13 protein-coding genes and 1 pseudogene are annotated in these 13,656 nt (G+C 65.6%); 5 read left to right on the forward strand and 9 right to left on the reverse strand.

Annotated features, from left to right (window positions below):
• The first annotated feature begins 27 nt into the window (after nt 1–27).
• Together NG698_RS14590 and NG698_RS14595 are read left to right on the forward strand one after the other, a co-directional pair.
• Complete coding sequence (locus NG698_RS14590) at nt 28–429, forward strand: universal stress protein (protein WP_252600547.1); 402 nt, start codon at nt 28–30, stop codon at nt 427–429.
• 146 nt (nt 430–575) lie between these two features.
• Nucleotides 576–833 carry a hypothetical protein gene (locus tag NG698_RS14595; protein ID WP_252600549.1) on the forward strand — a complete coding sequence of 86 codons (258 nt, stop codon included), beginning with the start codon at nt 576–578 and terminating at the stop codon, nt 831–833.
• A gap of 121 nt (nt 834–954) precedes the next feature.
• Here NG698_RS14595 and NG698_RS14600 read toward each other — a convergent pair whose 3' ends face one another.
• From NG698_RS14600 to NG698_RS14615, 4 genes are all read right to left on the reverse strand, one after another.
• Nucleotides 955–1,191, reverse strand: coding sequence for a hypothetical protein (locus NG698_RS14600; protein ID WP_252610711.1), 237 nt, complete (start codon nt 1,189–1,191; stop codon nt 955–957).
• 161 nt (nt 1,192–1,352) lie between these two features.
• Entirely contained in the window at nt 1,353–2,945 is a 1,593-nt protein-coding gene (hutH, locus tag NG698_RS14605) for a histidine ammonia-lyase (RefSeq protein WP_252600551.1), read from the reverse strand.
• Complete coding sequence (gene hutU, locus NG698_RS14610; RefSeq protein ID WP_252610713.1) at nt 2,942–4,645, reverse strand: urocanate hydratase; 1,704 nt, start codon at nt 4,643–4,645, stop codon at nt 2,942–2,944. Before hutU ends, hutH begins: the two co-directional genes overlap by 4 nt.
• Before the next feature lie 186 nt (nt 4,646–4,831).
• Nucleotides 4,832–5,653 carry an IclR family transcriptional regulator gene (locus NG698_RS14615; protein WP_374209935.1) on the reverse strand — a complete coding sequence of 274 codons (822 nt, stop codon included), beginning with the start codon at nt 5,651–5,653 and terminating at the stop codon, nt 4,832–4,834.
• A 234-nt stretch (nt 5,654–5,887) separates the two neighbouring features.
• On the opposite strand from NG698_RS14615, the gene NG698_RS14620 reads away from it, so the two are divergent.
• Nucleotides 5,888–6,706 (forward strand): GNAT family N-acetyltransferase, encoded by an 819-nt coding sequence (locus NG698_RS14620; protein ID WP_252610715.1) that lies wholly within the window; start codon nt 5,888–5,890, stop codon nt 6,704–6,706.
• Nucleotides 6,707–6,798: 92 nt separating this feature from the next.
• Here NG698_RS14620 and NG698_RS14625 read toward each other — a convergent pair whose 3' ends face one another.
• The 4 genes from NG698_RS14625 to NG698_RS14640 all read right to left on the reverse strand — a co-directional run bounded on the left by NG698_RS14625 (nt 6,799) and on the right by NG698_RS14640 (nt 10,198).
• Complete coding sequence (locus NG698_RS14625; protein WP_252610717.1) at nt 6,799–8,325, reverse strand: HNH endonuclease signature motif containing protein; 1,527 nt, start codon at nt 8,323–8,325, stop codon at nt 6,799–6,801.
• Between the two features lie 249 nt (nt 8,326–8,574).
• Nucleotides 8,575–9,546 carry an NAD(P)-dependent alcohol dehydrogenase gene (locus tag NG698_RS14630; protein WP_252610719.1) on the reverse strand — a complete coding sequence of 324 codons (972 nt, stop codon included), beginning with the start codon at nt 9,544–9,546 and terminating at the stop codon, nt 8,575–8,577.
• Nucleotides 9,543–9,776 carry a helix-turn-helix transcriptional regulator gene (locus tag NG698_RS14635; RefSeq protein ID WP_058930270.1) on the reverse strand — a complete coding sequence of 78 codons (234 nt, stop codon included), beginning with the start codon at nt 9,774–9,776 and terminating at the stop codon, nt 9,543–9,545. Before NG698_RS14635 ends, NG698_RS14630 begins: the two co-directional genes overlap by 4 nt.
• Nucleotides 9,770–10,198 (reverse strand): hypothetical protein, encoded by a 429-nt coding sequence (locus NG698_RS14640; protein WP_252600562.1) that lies wholly within the window; start codon nt 10,196–10,198, stop codon nt 9,770–9,772. The genes NG698_RS14635 and NG698_RS14640 overlap by 7 nt, the downstream gene beginning before the upstream one ends.
• A 225-nt stretch (nt 10,199–10,423) precedes the next feature.
• Here NG698_RS14640 and NG698_RS14645 point away from each other — a divergent pair, with 225 nt between their 5' ends.
• Complete coding sequence (locus tag NG698_RS14645) at nt 10,424–11,923, forward strand: amino acid permease (protein WP_252600564.1); 1,500 nt, start codon at nt 10,424–10,426, stop codon at nt 11,921–11,923.
• Between the two features lie 8 nt (nt 11,924–11,931).
• Nucleotides 11,932–12,566: pseudogene (locus NG698_RS14650) on the forward strand (LysE family translocator).
• 85 nt (nt 12,567–12,651) lie between these two features.
• Here NG698_RS14650 and NG698_RS14655 read toward each other — a convergent pair.
• On the reverse strand, nt 12,652–13,557 hold the full coding sequence (locus NG698_RS14655; protein WP_252610721.1) for an SDR family oxidoreductase: 906 nt from the start codon (nt 13,555–13,557) through the stop codon (nt 12,652–12,654).
• Between the last annotated feature and the right edge of the window lie 99 nt (nt 13,558–13,656).

The raw sequence follows: 13,656 nt of genomic DNA on the forward strand, positions 1-13,656 counted from the left end.
CCAGACCGCAGACCACAAGGAGCAACCATGACGATCGTGGTGGGATACGTCCCCACACCAGAGGGCGAAGCGGCGCTGACTCAGGCCATCGCCGAAGCCCGGAAGAACAACACCACCCTGTTGGTGATCAACTCCTCCAAGGGCGATGCCCTGGTGGACAACCGGTACGCCCAGGAGCCCGAAGTGCAGAGCATCGAGGCGCGCCTGGCCACCCACGGGATCGACCACGTGATCAAGCAGCCGGTCCGTGGCCATGACGCGGCAGCGGAGGTCCTCGATGCCGCGGAGGAGCACAACGCCGACCTCATCGTGATCGGGATTCGCCGCCGCACCCCGGTGGGCAAACTGATCATGGGCAGCACCTCGCAGCGGATCCTGCTCGAGGCTGATTGTCCAGTTCTGGCCGTCAAAGCGGGCATGGCGGGCTGAGCGGGCGTTACCTTCGATCCGAAGCTTGTTCGTGAGACCACACCTTAACGGTGCGGTTCAGCGAACAAGCTTCGGATTTTCGGCGTCTGGGCGTTCGAGATAGCAGTCATCTGACATCTAGGTTCATCACCGGTATACTTGAAGCTATGACTATAGCTACATTGGAACGCCCCCTGGCCGCCGTTACGGCCGACGAGGCCTCAGATGCCCGGTCCATCGACCTGCAGTTTTCCACTGCCGACGAGATGCATGAAGGCCTGGACAACGCCGTTGCCACGCTGATCGAGCCGGCAAAAGACGCGGCCTGCGGCATCCTTGTGACGCGCCTGCGCCCGGGACGCTTCACCGTGGCCCTGGACGAGTCGGTCCCCTTTGGTGAAACGTACGAAAGCATTGCAGCCTGAGCTGATTCGGCCCTGGATCCGGGCTTCGATCGATGCTTCGATCCCGCCCGCGATCCACGCAAAGAGTCCCCGACTTCCGTTACCGGAAGTCGGGGACTCTTTGCTATTTGGTCTTGTGTTCCTAACTCCTGCGGACCTCTACACCGTCGGATTTAAGGAAAAGTTCTTTTTCTGACGGAGTGGCCGGCACGAGCCACAGCACGTTCCCGCTCTGCGATACTTCTTCCACTTCGCCCGCCGCAATGACGTGCGCCTGTTTGATGATTTCCACCCGGTCCCCGGCTTTGAGCGTTCCCCACTCCGAGATGGTGGCCGAGTGGACATTGCGCCTCGACAGGACAGCCCCACGTGCTTTCATTTGAACTACTACCCCTTTGTATACGTCCTGCGCCACAGCCTCTTTGATGTGACTTTTACTACACCTTCAGTTCTACTACACTTCCCGGCGTCGAATTGTTCGTGTTGCACCATATTTCGACATTGGACGAATTTCTCGGCAGGACCGAAGGATATTCCCGCTCAGGCAAGAATTCCGACGGCGGATTCGGCGGCTGCCCGGACTCTTCCTGAGGCAACCAGACGGTCAGCTGCCTCCAGCTCCGGTGACAGGAACCGGTCGGTTCCCGGGCCTTCGACGACGGACCGCAGCACCCCGATCACTGCAGCGCCTGCCGGGCCGGGGAGGAGCTCGCCGTCGGACAGCTGCGTCCGCATGTCGATGGCGCGGGCACTCGTCACCAGTTCGATGGCCAGGACGCGGCGAAGGTTCTCCACGGCCTTGCGGAGCTTTCGGGCCGCGTGCCAGCCCATGGACACGTGGTCCTCCTGCATGGCGGAGCTGGGAATGGAATCCACCGACGCCGGGACGGCCAGGCGCTTGTTCTCCGAGACCAGCCCGGCCTGCGTGTACTGGGCGATCATCAGGCCCGAGTCGACACCCGGATCCGCGGCCAGGAACGCCGGCAGCCCGTGCGAACGCGCCGGGTCCAGCATCCGGTCCGTCCGGCGCTCAGCGATGGAGCTGAGGTCCGCAACGGCAATGGCCAGGAAGTCCAGGACGTAGGCCACTGGTGCGCCGTGGAAGTTGCCGTTGGAGCTGACGCGCCCGTCCGGCAGGACCACCGGGTTGTCGATGGCCGCGGCGAGCTCGCGGGATGCCACCATGGCGGCGTAGTCCACCGTGTCCCGCGCGGCCCCGGCCACCTGGGGCGCGCAGCGCAGCGAGTAGGCGTCCTGGACTTTGGAATCCCCCACCCGGTGCGAGGCCACGATCGGCGAGTTCGACAACACACGCAGCATGTTGTCCGCGCTGGCGGCCTGGCCGGGGTGCGGACGCAAGGCCGCATGCAGCTCCGGCACAAAGACCTGGTCCGTACCCAGCAGCGCCTCGACACTGAGCGCGGCGGTGATGTCCGCCGTCGTCAGCAGTTGGCGAAGGTCCGCGATGGCCATCAGGAGCATGCCCAGCATTCCCTCGGTGCCGTTTACCAGCGCCAGGCCTTCCTTCTCGGCGAGGGTGACCGGTTCGATACCGTGCCCGGCGAGCAGCTCGGCGACAGGCGCCTCACCCCGCCCGCCGTACGTCACGCCGTCGGGCCCTTCCGCTTCACCCTCTCCCATCAGCACCAGGGCGCAGTGGGACAGCGGGGCGAGGTCGCCAGAGCAGCCAAGCGAGCCGAATTCGCGGACCACCGGTGTGATGCCGGCGTTGAGCACGTCCACCATGGTCTGCAGGACGACGGGGCGGACGCCGGTGCGGCCGGATGCGAGGGTTTTGGCGCGCAGGAACATAATGCCGCGGACCACCTCGCGTTCCACGGCCGGGCCCATGCCGGCGGCGTGGCTGCGGATCAGCGATTTCTGCAGCTGGGTGCGCAGCTCGCTGGGGATGTGCCGGTTGGCCAGCGCGCCGAAGCCGGTGGAAATGCCATAGGCGGGGGTCTCGCTGTGCGCGAGTTCGTCGATGTGCGCGCGGACCTTCGCCACCGTGTCCAGCGCCTCCTGGGCGATGGTCACCTGGGCGTTGTGACGGGCGACGGCGACAAGGTCCTCGGGCGTGACGCCGCTGGAGCCGAGGGTGACGGTGAGCGGTGAGTGGGTGGTGACGGTCACTTTGTGATTCCTTCTTGCATCGGGATGCGGACGCCGCGCTCTTTGGCGACGTCGAGTGCGCGGTCGTAGCCGGCGTCGGCGTGGCGGATGACGCCCATGCCGGGGTCGTTGGTGAGGAGGCGTTCGAGTTTCTGGGCGGCGAGGTCGGTGCCGTCGGCGACGGAGACCTGGCCGGCGTGGATGGAGCGGCCGATGCCGACGCCGCCGCCGTGGTGGATCGAGACCCAGGTGGCGCCGGAGGCGGTGTTGAGCAGGGCGTTGAGCAGCGGCCAGTCCGCGATGGCGTCGGAGCCGTCGGCCATGGCCTCGGTCTCCCGGTACGGGGAGGCGACGGAGCCGGAGTCGAGGTGGTCGCGGCCGATCACGATGGGCGCCTTGACCTTGCCTTCCTTGACGAGCTGGTTGAACAGCAGGCCGGCCTTGGCGCGGTCGCCGTAGCCGAGCCAGCAGATCCGGGCCGGCAGGCCCTCGAACTCGACCCGTTCCTGGGCCGCGTCGATCCAGCGGCGCAGGTGCTTGTTCTCGGGGAAGAGTTCCTTGATGGCCTCATCCGTGACCGCGATGTCCTCGGGGTCACCGGAGAGCGCCACCCAGCGGAACGGGCCCAGACCCTCGCAGAAGAGCGGGCGGATGTAGGCCGGGACGAAGCCGGGGAATTCGAAGGCACGGGTGTAGCCGCCCTTGCGGGCCTCGTCGCGGATGGAGTTGCCGTAGTCGAAGACCTCGGCACCGGCGTCCTGGAACTCGACCATGGCCTGGACGTGCTTGGCCATGGAGGCCTGGGCCTTCTTGGTGAAGCCTTCGGGATCGGCGGCGGCCTCGGTATGCCATTCCTGGACCGTGATGCCTTCGGGCAGGTAGGACAGCGGGTCGTGGGCGGAGGTCTGGTCCGTGACGATGTCGACCGTGAGTTCGCCCGCACGGTGGCGGCGCAGGATCTCGGGGAAGACCTCGGCGGCGTTCCCGACATAGCCCACGGACCAGCCGCGGCGCTCCTCCTTGGCCGCCAGGACCTTGGCGATGGCGGTGTCGAGGTCGGTTTCGACCTCGTCGAGGTAGCGTTTGCCGGCGCGGCGGCGGAGGTGGCTTTCGTCGACGTCGACGATCAGGCAGGCGCCCTCGTTCAGGGTGACGGCGAGCGGCTGGGCACCGCCCATGCCGCCGCAGCCGCCGGTGAGGGTCAGGGTCCCGGCGAGGGTGCCGTCCTCGTCTCCGGTGAGTTTGCGGGCGATCGCGGCGAAGGTCTCGAAGGTGCCCTGCAGGATGCCCTGGGTGCCGATGTAGATCCAGGACCCGGCGGTCATCTGGCCGTACATCATCAGGCCCTCGGCCTCGAGCCGGCGGAACTCGGGCCAGGTGGCCCAGTCGCCCACGAGGTTGGAGTTCGCCAGGAGTACCCGCGGCGCCCATTCGTTGGTCCGGAACACACCGACCGGCTTGCCGGACTGGACCAGCAGCGTCTCGTCGTTCTCCATGGTTTCGAGGGTGCGGGTGATCGCATCGAACGCCGCCCAGGACCGGACGGCACGGCCGGTCCCGCCGTAAACCACCAGATCATCCGGGCGCTCCGCGACCTCAGGGTCCAGGTTGTTCATCAGCATCCGCAGCGGGGCTTCGGTCTGCCAGCTCTTGGCGGTGAGCTCGGTGCCGCGGGCAGCTTTGATCGGGCGGGCACCGGTAGTGAAATCGGCGGGTGCCATGAGGGGCTCCTTTGTGTTCTGGGCGAGTACGAGGTTCGCGGTGTTGGGTAGAGGTTCTGTATCAACTAAAGCCGTTCCGGGCCGGGCCGGACAGGGCTTTCGAAGGGGTGGTGTCCGGGATTCCAGACTGCTGCGGGGTTTCTGTCGGACCGTCGGCGAGGCAGAGCCAGCCGACGGGGGGCAGCACTACTTGGCAGGGCGGCCGTGGATGCGGACGGAGAGTTCGTCCGCTACTTTCTGGACCCGCGCGGCGAGCGCCGGCCATTGGTCCGCCGGCAATTTGTCCTCGAGGAACGTGACGGCGACTGCCGCCGTCGGCCATCCCACGTGGTCCGTGACAGCGGCGGCGATCGAGCCGAAGCCGGGCGTCACCTCGCCATGTTCGGTGGCGTAGCCGCGCTGCCTCACTTGGTCCAGGTGCGAGGACAGCGCGGAGTACTTCATGATGGCGCCCTCCACCTCATGCCGGGCGGTGAAGGCCTCGGCATTCGGGTAAAGCGCCCGGACCTGCGACTTGGGCAGTGCGGCGAGAATGGCGCGGCCGCTGGCGGTGAGGTGGCTGGGAAGCCGGACGCCGACGTCGGTCACCAGGGACGGGCGGTTCTTGGCCCGTTCCTCCACGATGTACAGCACGTCGCGGCCGTGGAGCACCGCCAGGTGTGCGCTCTCACCGATGACGTCCACCAGCGACGCCAGCAGCGGCCGGCCCAGGCGGGACAGCGGTTCCTGCCGCGAATACGCCGAACTCAGCTCGAAGGCACTGATGCCCAGCCCGTAGCGCTGCTCCTCGTGCAGATGGAGGACAAAGCCGTTCGCCTCCATCACGCCCAGGAGGTGGTAGACGCTGGAGCGCGGCAATCCCAAGGACGTGGCAATGCTCGACGCCGCCACCGGCCCCCGCTTGGAGGCCAGCAGCTTGAGGATACGCAGGGTGTTCTCGGCGGCGGGGACTTTGGACGTCGCCCTTGGTTCACTGCCCGCCTCTGGCCTGGCTTCCGTGCTCGACACCACTGCACTCGACTCCACTGTGCCCTCCGTCATTTCTCGCGGGGCTTCCGGCCATGTCCGGGATCCCGTACTTAACCTTGCGCCCACGACCGGTCCCCTCATGGCCATCAAAACACGGCCGGTGTCCGGGATGCCAGACATAGCCAGTCGTGCGCCCCCTTCCCGCCTACTGGGCCTGGGTTGTCCTCCCGGCCCCGCTCGGGTCCGCTCGGGTCTGGTCGTAGGCTGAAGCGTATGGCCTCAACCACCGATGTCCTCGCCGCGTACGATTCCCAGCTCCGCCGGCTGGTTCCCCCAGCCGTTCCGGCAGGCCACGAATATCAGCTGCTGGGACCCCTGCTACGCGTGACCGAACAGCGGCGGGGCTTCATCGAATCGGCTCGTGACCTCGGTGTGGAGGGAGGGATGCTCGACAGGATGATCGTCGAACAGCGTGAGTACTTTGCCGGCCGGGGGGAGGCCATCGAATGGAAGACCCGGGCGCATGACTTCCCAGCTGATCTTGAGTCCCGCCTCCGCGCAGCAGGCTTCGTGCCGGAAGACCGCGAGACCGTCCTGGTGGGTGAGACGGCCGCGATGGCCGGTGAACCTGTGGTCCCGGAGGGTATCCAGGTGAGGCTTGCCCGCGAACTCCCTGACCTGGAGCGCATCGCGGCGATGAAGTCTGAAGTGTGGGCCGCCGATTACAGCTGGGTGGCCGCGGACCTGTCTGAGCGGCTGGCCTCGGACCCGGAAAACCTGGTGGTCTTCCTGGCCGAGGCCTCGGGGGAAGTGGTTTCGGCGGCCTGGCTCGAGATCAATCCGGGGACGGACTTCGCTGGCTTATGGGGCGGCTCAACGTTGCCTGCATGGCGCGGGCGGGGGATCTACAAGGCTCTGGTTTTCGCACGCGCCCAGGTGGCGGCCGCCCGGGGAGTGAAGTACCTGCAGGTGGACGCGTCCGCTGACAGTGAGCCGATCCTGAGAAGGTTGGGGTTCAGGGCAGTCACCACCACCACGCCGTTTGTGTGGACTCCTCCTGCGAGGGGCGATAGCACTGGAGCAGCTGGATAGAGCCCGCCCCCGCGAGGACGAAATGTGATGCTGCACCACCAACTGCGCTCCCGTGACTCAAACCAGCGCCCAATCTGGGAACGTAGCTTCTTTCAGTGATGGTCCTGCAGCTGGCCATTGGGCAGGGATGAGTGGTCGGGCAGATCCTGAGAAACCGCGCCAACGTGTTGAAGTCTGAGCTCTTCGAGAAGCTCCGGCGGCCAGGTCGGTGGTTCCCAGTCGGGGTGTTCGCTTTGGTAGTGCCGTCCGGTGGGTGAGGTCCAGCCGGGTGGTTCATTCTTGGTGGCGGTGGTGGGTTTCCAACCGGTGATGTGTCTGAGTCTGTGGTGTTTGTGGCAGGGTTGGCCGAGATTTGGGATGCCGGTGGTGCCGCCGTGGGCCCAGGCGAGGAGGTGGTCCGCTTCGTTGTCGAGGGACTGGTTGCTGCAGCCTGGGAACGGGCATTTTCCGTCCCGTAGTCGTAGCCATTGGCGTTGGGCTTTGGTGAGCCGGTAGCTGGTCCGGCCGATTTCCAGGGGTGCGCCGTCGCGGGGATCGATCAGGACGCGGTGGAAGGATTCGGCACCGTCGGCGATCAGGTGGCGGGCCATGGATGGCGGGATCGGCCCGTATCCGTCGAGCATGGCGGGTTCGTCGGTCTGGCCCAGCAGCGCCATGACCGGGACCGTGATCAACACCTGCGCCCGCGGGGATGGAACACCGCCGCTTACGGCGATGCCCCCGGTCTCTTCGTGGCTCGTTTCGCCGGTCGCGCCGCCGCTCTTTTCCCTACCTTCATCACCGGTTCCGCTGCCTGCACTGTTGTTGGTCAGAAGCCAGGTGGCGGCGATGTCTGCTCGGAGCTGGCTGAGGTTCCGGTCCTCATGAGGCCCCTGCAACGCCCTGGCCACTGTGGTGGTGCGGTTCCAGATCCCGGCGGCGGTGTCCGCAGGGAGGTAGGCGGAGAGCCAGGCCATGCCGTCGCGGTCCGGGGCATATTCCAGGCGTCGGTCGGCTGCGCTCTTGATATGGCGTTTTTCGATGCTGACCGGGTGGTGGCGTTCCCGCCAGGTGCGGGCCTTGTGCCGGAACCTTCCGGGGATGAGCTCACCGGCGCGGCCACGTGCCGGATTCACCACGTGAGGGTCCAGGAAATGTGCCTCCAACGCCGCCGCGCCCGGCCTGTCGAGGTTGGTGGTTTCGTCGACCATGATCCGGGCGTGCTGCCACGAGATCGTCCCTGCCTGCAGCGCGGAGAATGTCAGCGGCAGGGCCGTGGTCAGGGCGTGGGCTTCGGCGAGGAGGGCCCCGGCAGTGCGTTCACTGACCGTCAGGGCACACGCGACCTCCGCGACGACGGCCATCTCCTGCCCGGTATGGTCCTCGGGCGACGTTGCAGGGCCCGCCAAAGCCTCGGCGGCGGCGGTGTAACCGGCAGCCAGCCAGGCCTTCAGTGCGGCACTTTTCGCGTCCAGCCGTGAGATCTCGGCCAGCCCGTCCAGGAATTCATCTGCCCGCCGACGCATAGGATCAGCGTCCCCGGAACTGTTGGAATCAGTCCCGTCCCGGAGCGCCACAGCCAGCTCAGCGAAGGACACCGCAAGGGACTCCGCCGTCGCCACAGCTGCTCTGCTATCCATACCCAAATCATCCCGCGCGGGTCTGACAATAACGGCGAGGCTGAACGGCTATGTGCATAACCCTGCTGACGTCATTGTCGAAGTGTCGGCGGAGCTGGGCGGGGCTTAAGTGTCCCTTCGCGCTGGGCGCTTATGTGTCCCCTCGCGCCGGGGAGCTCCAGTGTCCCTTCGCGCGGGGGGCTCAAGTGCCCCTCGCACGGGGGCCTCAACTGTCCCCTCGCGCCTGGTAATTGGGGACGGTGAGGAGCGTCAGATGCTGACAACAACCTTGCCGCGGACGCGCCCTTCGTGCATGTATTCGACGGCGGCCGGCGCCTCAACGAGCGCGTAGACCTTGTCCACGGCAGGCTTCACACTGCCGGCTTCAATGAGCATGGTCAGCGCCTCGAGATCGCGATAGTTTTCCGTCGAAACAAGCCCCTTGAATTTCTGCCCGGAGAACAGTGACACCAGCGGCGCACCCATCGAACGCTCAAACCCGCCGGTCAGGTTCCCACCGCCCTCGCCGCCGACGATCACCAGCGTGCCCCGCGGGGTCAGCACGCGCCGCAGGACTGCGAGCGGCCGGTTGCCGGCGGTATCCAGGATGACGTCGTAACGCATTCCGGTGCGGGAAAAATCGTCCCGGGTGTAGTCGATGACGTGATCAGCGCCGAGGGACCGGACCAGCTCCACTTTTCCGGTGCTGCAGACTCCTGTGACCTCTGCCCCGAACGCTTTCGCCACCTGCACCGCAAAGGACCCTACTCCCCCACCAGCACCGATGATCAGCACCTTCCGGCCAGTCGTCACCTGTCCGGCATCGCGGACAGCCTGCAACGCGGTTACACCCGAAATGGGTGCCACCGCAGCTTCCTCGAACGTTAGGTTCGCGGGCTTCGTGGCCACACAATCCTCCCTGGCGCAGACAAATTCCGCGAAGGACCCCTCACACGTACCGAACACTTCGTCGCCAAGCTGGAAGCGTGTGACGCCAGCATCCACGGCCTCCACGACGCCGGCAACCTCACGGCCGCGGACCGGAATCTTGGGCTTCTTCAGCCCGAAGCCGAAGAGGCGGAGCAGGTACGGCCGCCCGGTCATAAGGTGCCACACACCCTGGTCGACGCCGGCCGCGCGGACCCTGATCAGTACTTCCCCATCACCCGGCAGAGGCAGCGGGATATCCCTTAGTTGGAGCACGTCGGCATTCCCGTAAACGTCCTGCACGATAGCTTTCATGATGCGTCTCCTTGATGATTCGGGTACTGGAACACGTCCTCGAGCGGCACGCTGAGCACATGGGCGATCTGGAACGCCATCTCCAGGGACGGCGAGTACCGGCCCTGTTCTATGGCGATGACGGTCTGGCGGGTGACGCCCACACGTTCGGCGAGTTCGGCCTGCGTCATCTCGCCCCGTTCGAACCGCAGGCGGCGGATTGAATTGGTCACCCGCGTTGGCTTCACCACGGCTGGAACCCCCGGCGGTAGGCGACGATCTTGGCTACGGAGCCCAGGATCGCGGACAACACAAACGTCAGGTAGATGACGTTTGCGATCCAGAAGTGGCCCACCGCGGCCATCGCCAGGAGCAGTGCCGCGACGCCGCCGATGACCACAAACGACTGCCCGATGTACTCGCCGAAACGGTAGATCTCCCTGTCGCGCTGGTCCTTCTTCCCGGCCTCCTTCGGCGAAAAAATGCCCAAGAGTATGTGCAGGGCGATGGACGCAGCAATGGATGCCCCGATGGTCCACAGCAGTGGAGCCACGTACGGAACCTCGGCAACGGGCATTGTGCCGGCCATGCCCAGGACGATGGCCAGATACACGCCATAAGAGCCCGTGGCCACCACCCCCATGATCCAGGCGCTCTTCTCTTCGAAGGACATTTCCGCTCCCGCCATTCCCATCGGATGTAAAACAAAGCTGACATCTCAAAAGTAAAGAAAACCAGACATTATGTCAATAGTTTTGGACTAGACGCCATAGGAAGTTCAAATGCCGGCCCCAAGTCTGAGATGGAAGACACGAACCGCCCGTGAGTCTCATCACGTAAGGCGCCAAAGTGATCTGCTGGTTGGCGATCCCCCTCCCAATGACGAGAAGGTATTTGTATGCAGCACGCCGCCACCAGGCAAGACACAGCCGCCCAAGACGCAAGCCCGGCCGAAAAGCCCAGTCCGGGATCCGGCGTCGCGCAGGTCCTGAACCGGGGACTGAACGTCCGGCACATCCGCTTCATGGCCCTCGGTTCGGCGATCGGAACCGGCCTGTTCTACGGCTCGGCCTCCGCCATCCAGAAGGCGGGCCCGGCCGTCCTGCTCGCCTACATCATCGGCGGCGCGGCGGTGTTTATGGTCATGCGGGCCCTCGGCGAGATGGCCGTCCGCCACCCTGTCTCAGGCTCGTTCGGCCAGTACGCCAGCCGCTACCTCGGGCCGCTGGCAGGGTTTGTGACCGGCTGGACGTATGTCTTTGAGATGGCGATTGTGGCCATCGCGGACGTCACCGCATTCAGCATTTACATGGGCTTCTGGTTTCCGCAGGTGGACCGCTGGATCTGGATCCTGGCCATCATCTGCTTCCTGGCCGCACTGAACCTGCTCAGCGTAAAGGTCTTTGGCGAGCTCGAGTTCTGGTTCTCGCTGATCAAGGTGGTGGCGATCATCGCCATGATCGTCGGCGGCGCCGCCATTATCGCGTTCGGTTTCCAGGCCGGCGGGTCCACCGTGGCGCCGGGACTCGGGAACCTCGTGGAGCACGGCGGGCTGTTCCCGAACGGCTTCGAGGGGCTCCTGGCCTCGTTCGCCGTCGTGATGTTCGCGTTCGGCGGGATCGAGACGCTTGGCATCACCGCCGGCGAGGCCGCGGACCCCAAGAAGGTCATTCCCAAGGCGGTGAACACGGTGCCGGTCCGCGTCCTGCTGTTTTACGTCCTGACCCTCGGCGTGCTGATGAGCCTCTTCCCGTGGAACGAAATCGGCAGCAACGGCAGCCCGTTCGTCCAGATCTTCAGCGGCCTGGGCGTCCCGGCCGCACCGCACATCCTCAACGCCGTGGTGATCACCGCCGCACTCTCCGCCATCAACAGCGACATCTTCGGCGCCGGCCGCATCCTGTTCGGGCTGTCCGGGCAAGGCCACGCGCCGGCAGTTTTCGGTAAGGTCTCGCGCCATGGCGTGCCGTGGATGACGGTAGTGATGATGGCCGGCATCCTCCTGGTGGGCGTGGTTCTGAACGCGGTCATTCCCGAGGACGTCTTTATCCTGATCGCCTCGATTGCCACGTTCGCCACCGTCTGGGTGTGGGTCATGATCCTGGCTTCCCATGTCGCGATGAAGCGGGAGATCGCGCGGAAGGGTCTGCCGGCGTCGGAATTCCCCTCCCCGTGGTGGCCCGCGGCCTCCATCCTGACCATCGCGTTTATGGCGCTGGTCATCGCCGTCCTGGGCGCCTTCGAGGACACCCGCGTGGCGCTGTACGTGGGCGCGGCGTGGCTGGGGTTGCTGGTCCTCGCCTACCGCCTGTGGGTCAGAGGTAACGGACGACGCCGGGCCGAGCTTGTGGACGAAACCTCACCGCTCCCGGTGGTCGCCTCAGCCCGCCGGAGCTAAGATCAGGCATGGTTCCGCTCTCAAACCTGCTGGCGTTTGCGCTGGCGTCCGTGGTGCTGATCGCCGTCCCCGGACCCAGCGTGCTGTTTGTGATCGGCCGTTCCCTGGCGGTCGGCCGGAAGGGCGGTGTCCTGACGGTACTGGGCAACGCGACCGGGCAACTGGTGCAGGTGGCTGCCGTCGCGCTCGGCCTGGGCATTATTGTGGCGCAGTCCGTGGTCCTCTTCAGCGTGGTGAAGCTGGCCGGCGCCGCCTACCTGGTCTATCTGGGCATCAAGGCCATCCGGAACCGTCGGCACAACTCCTTCAGCGATCGTCAGCCAGCGGCCTCCTCGCCACGGCGGCTGGTGGCGGAAGGCCTCGTGGTGGGTGTCACCAACCCGAAATCAGTGGTGTTCTCGTAGCAGTGCTGCCGCAGTTTGTTGACTATCCTTCCGGGGCCATTCCGTTCCAGCTGGCGCTGCTGGGGGCGGTGTTCCTGCTGATCGCCGTAGTTTCAGATAGCCTCTGGGCCGTCGCCGCAGGTTCAGCCCGCCAATGGTTTGCCCGTTCGCCCAGCCGGGTTTCAACGGTGGAGGCAACAGGCGGGGCTTTGATGATCGGTCTCGGTGGGACGTTGGCCCTAACAGGCAGCAAGTCCTAGGGACCCCCCACGCTCTCTCACTTTTGGGCGATTTGGCGCAACGCTCTCTCGTATGAGGTGAGAGAGCGTTTGCCCAAAACGTGCATTAAGTGAGAGAGCGTCCGGGAGTTGCGCTCGTGCTCAGACGGCGGCGAGCGCCGAGCGCCGAGCGGACTGCAACCGGCATCGGCGTTGTGGGCCGGCCGATCAGGGTGCGGAGGTCCGAGCCGCTGACCAGGAGGTCGCCGCGGGCAATGCCGAGGTCCGAGTCCGCCAGGATGTCGGCGAAGAGCTCCGGCACGCCGAATCCGGCGAGGAGTCCTGCGTAGTCGCTGGCTGGAAGGTCCTGGTACACCACGGGCTTGTTGGCCGCGGCGCTGATTTCCTGGGCCAGTTCGGTGAGCGTGAACGCGTGATCTCCGCCGAGCTCGTAGATCTTGCCGGCCTGGTTTTCGGCAACCAGCACGGCTGCCGCTGCCTCGGCGTAGTCCACCCGGGCCGCGGCACTGACCTTGCCTTCACCGGCGCTGCCGGCAAGCGCGCCCTGGGCAAGGGTGCCCTGCAGCTGGTCGGTGTAGTTCTCGAGGTACCAGCCGTTGCGGAGAATGGCGAATGGAGCCCCTGAGTCCTTCAGGATGGTCTCGGTTGCCTGGTGCTCAGCGGCCAGCTTCATGCCAGTGGTGTCAGCGTTGGCCACACTTGTGTAGGCCAGCAGCTCCACGCCTTCAGACCTGGCTGCCTCAATCACCGTGCGGTGCTGGTCCACGCGCTGGCCAACCTCGCTGCCGGAAATCAGGAGAACCTTGCTGGCGCCCTGCAGGGCCAGCGCCACGGACGTGGCGTCTGTGTAGTCCATTGCCCTGACCTGGACGCCGCGCGCTGCGAAGTCGGCAAGCTTTTCAATGGACCGGCCGGCGGCCACAATCTCTGCCGCCGGAACGTTGCGCTCCAGGAGGGCCTCGACGACGTGGCGGCCAAGCTGTCCGGTTGCTCCGGTGATGACGATGCTCATGGGTTGGTTCCTTTCACCATTTCTTGGGGGGGTCACCTTCCACAACCAGCCGCACCGCCAATTACTTCCTGAAATACAGTACGCACTTTTAGGTAAGGT

It is taken from the genome of Pseudarthrobacter raffinosi, assembly GCF_023913735.1.
In the GTDB taxonomy this organism is placed as follows: domain Bacteria; phylum Actinomycetota; class Actinomycetes; order Actinomycetales; family Micrococcaceae; genus Arthrobacter; species Arthrobacter raffinosi.

Coding starts and splice junctions, on each gene's coding strand:
- NG698_RS14595 (WP_252600549.1), top strand. CDS start 576: ATGACTATAGCTACATTGGAACGCCCCCTGGCCGCCGTTACGGCCGAC.
- hutU (WP_252610713.1), bottom strand. CDS start 4,645: ATGGCACCCGCCGATTTCACTACCGGTGCCCGCCCGATCAAAGCTGCC.
- NG698_RS14655 (WP_252610721.1), bottom strand. CDS start 13,557: ATGAGCATCGTCATCACCGGAGCAACCGGACAGCTTGGCCGCCACGTC.
- NG698_RS14625 (WP_252610717.1), bottom strand. CDS start 8,325: ATGGATAGCAGAGCAGCTGTGGCGACGGCGGAGTCCCTTGCGGTGTCC.
- NG698_RS14640 (WP_252600562.1), bottom strand. CDS start 10,198: ATGTCCTTCGAAGAGAAGAGCGCCTGGATCATGGGGGTGGTGGCCACG.
- NG698_RS14645 (WP_252600564.1), top strand. CDS start 10,424: ATGCAGCACGCCGCCACCAGGCAAGACACAGCCGCCCAAGACGCAAGC.
- NG698_RS14620 (WP_252610715.1), top strand. CDS start 5,888: ATGGCCTCAACCACCGATGTCCTCGCCGCGTACGATTCCCAGCTCCGC.
- NG698_RS14630 (WP_252610719.1), bottom strand. CDS start 9,546: ATGAAAGCTATCGTGCAGGACGTTTACGGGAATGCCGACGTGCTCCAA.
- NG698_RS14600 (WP_252610711.1), bottom strand. CDS start 1,191: ATGAAAGCACGTGGGGCTGTCCTGTCGAGGCGCAATGTCCACTCGGCC.
- NG698_RS14590 (WP_252600547.1), top strand. CDS start 28: ATGACGATCGTGGTGGGATACGTCCCCACACCAGAGGGCGAAGCGGCG.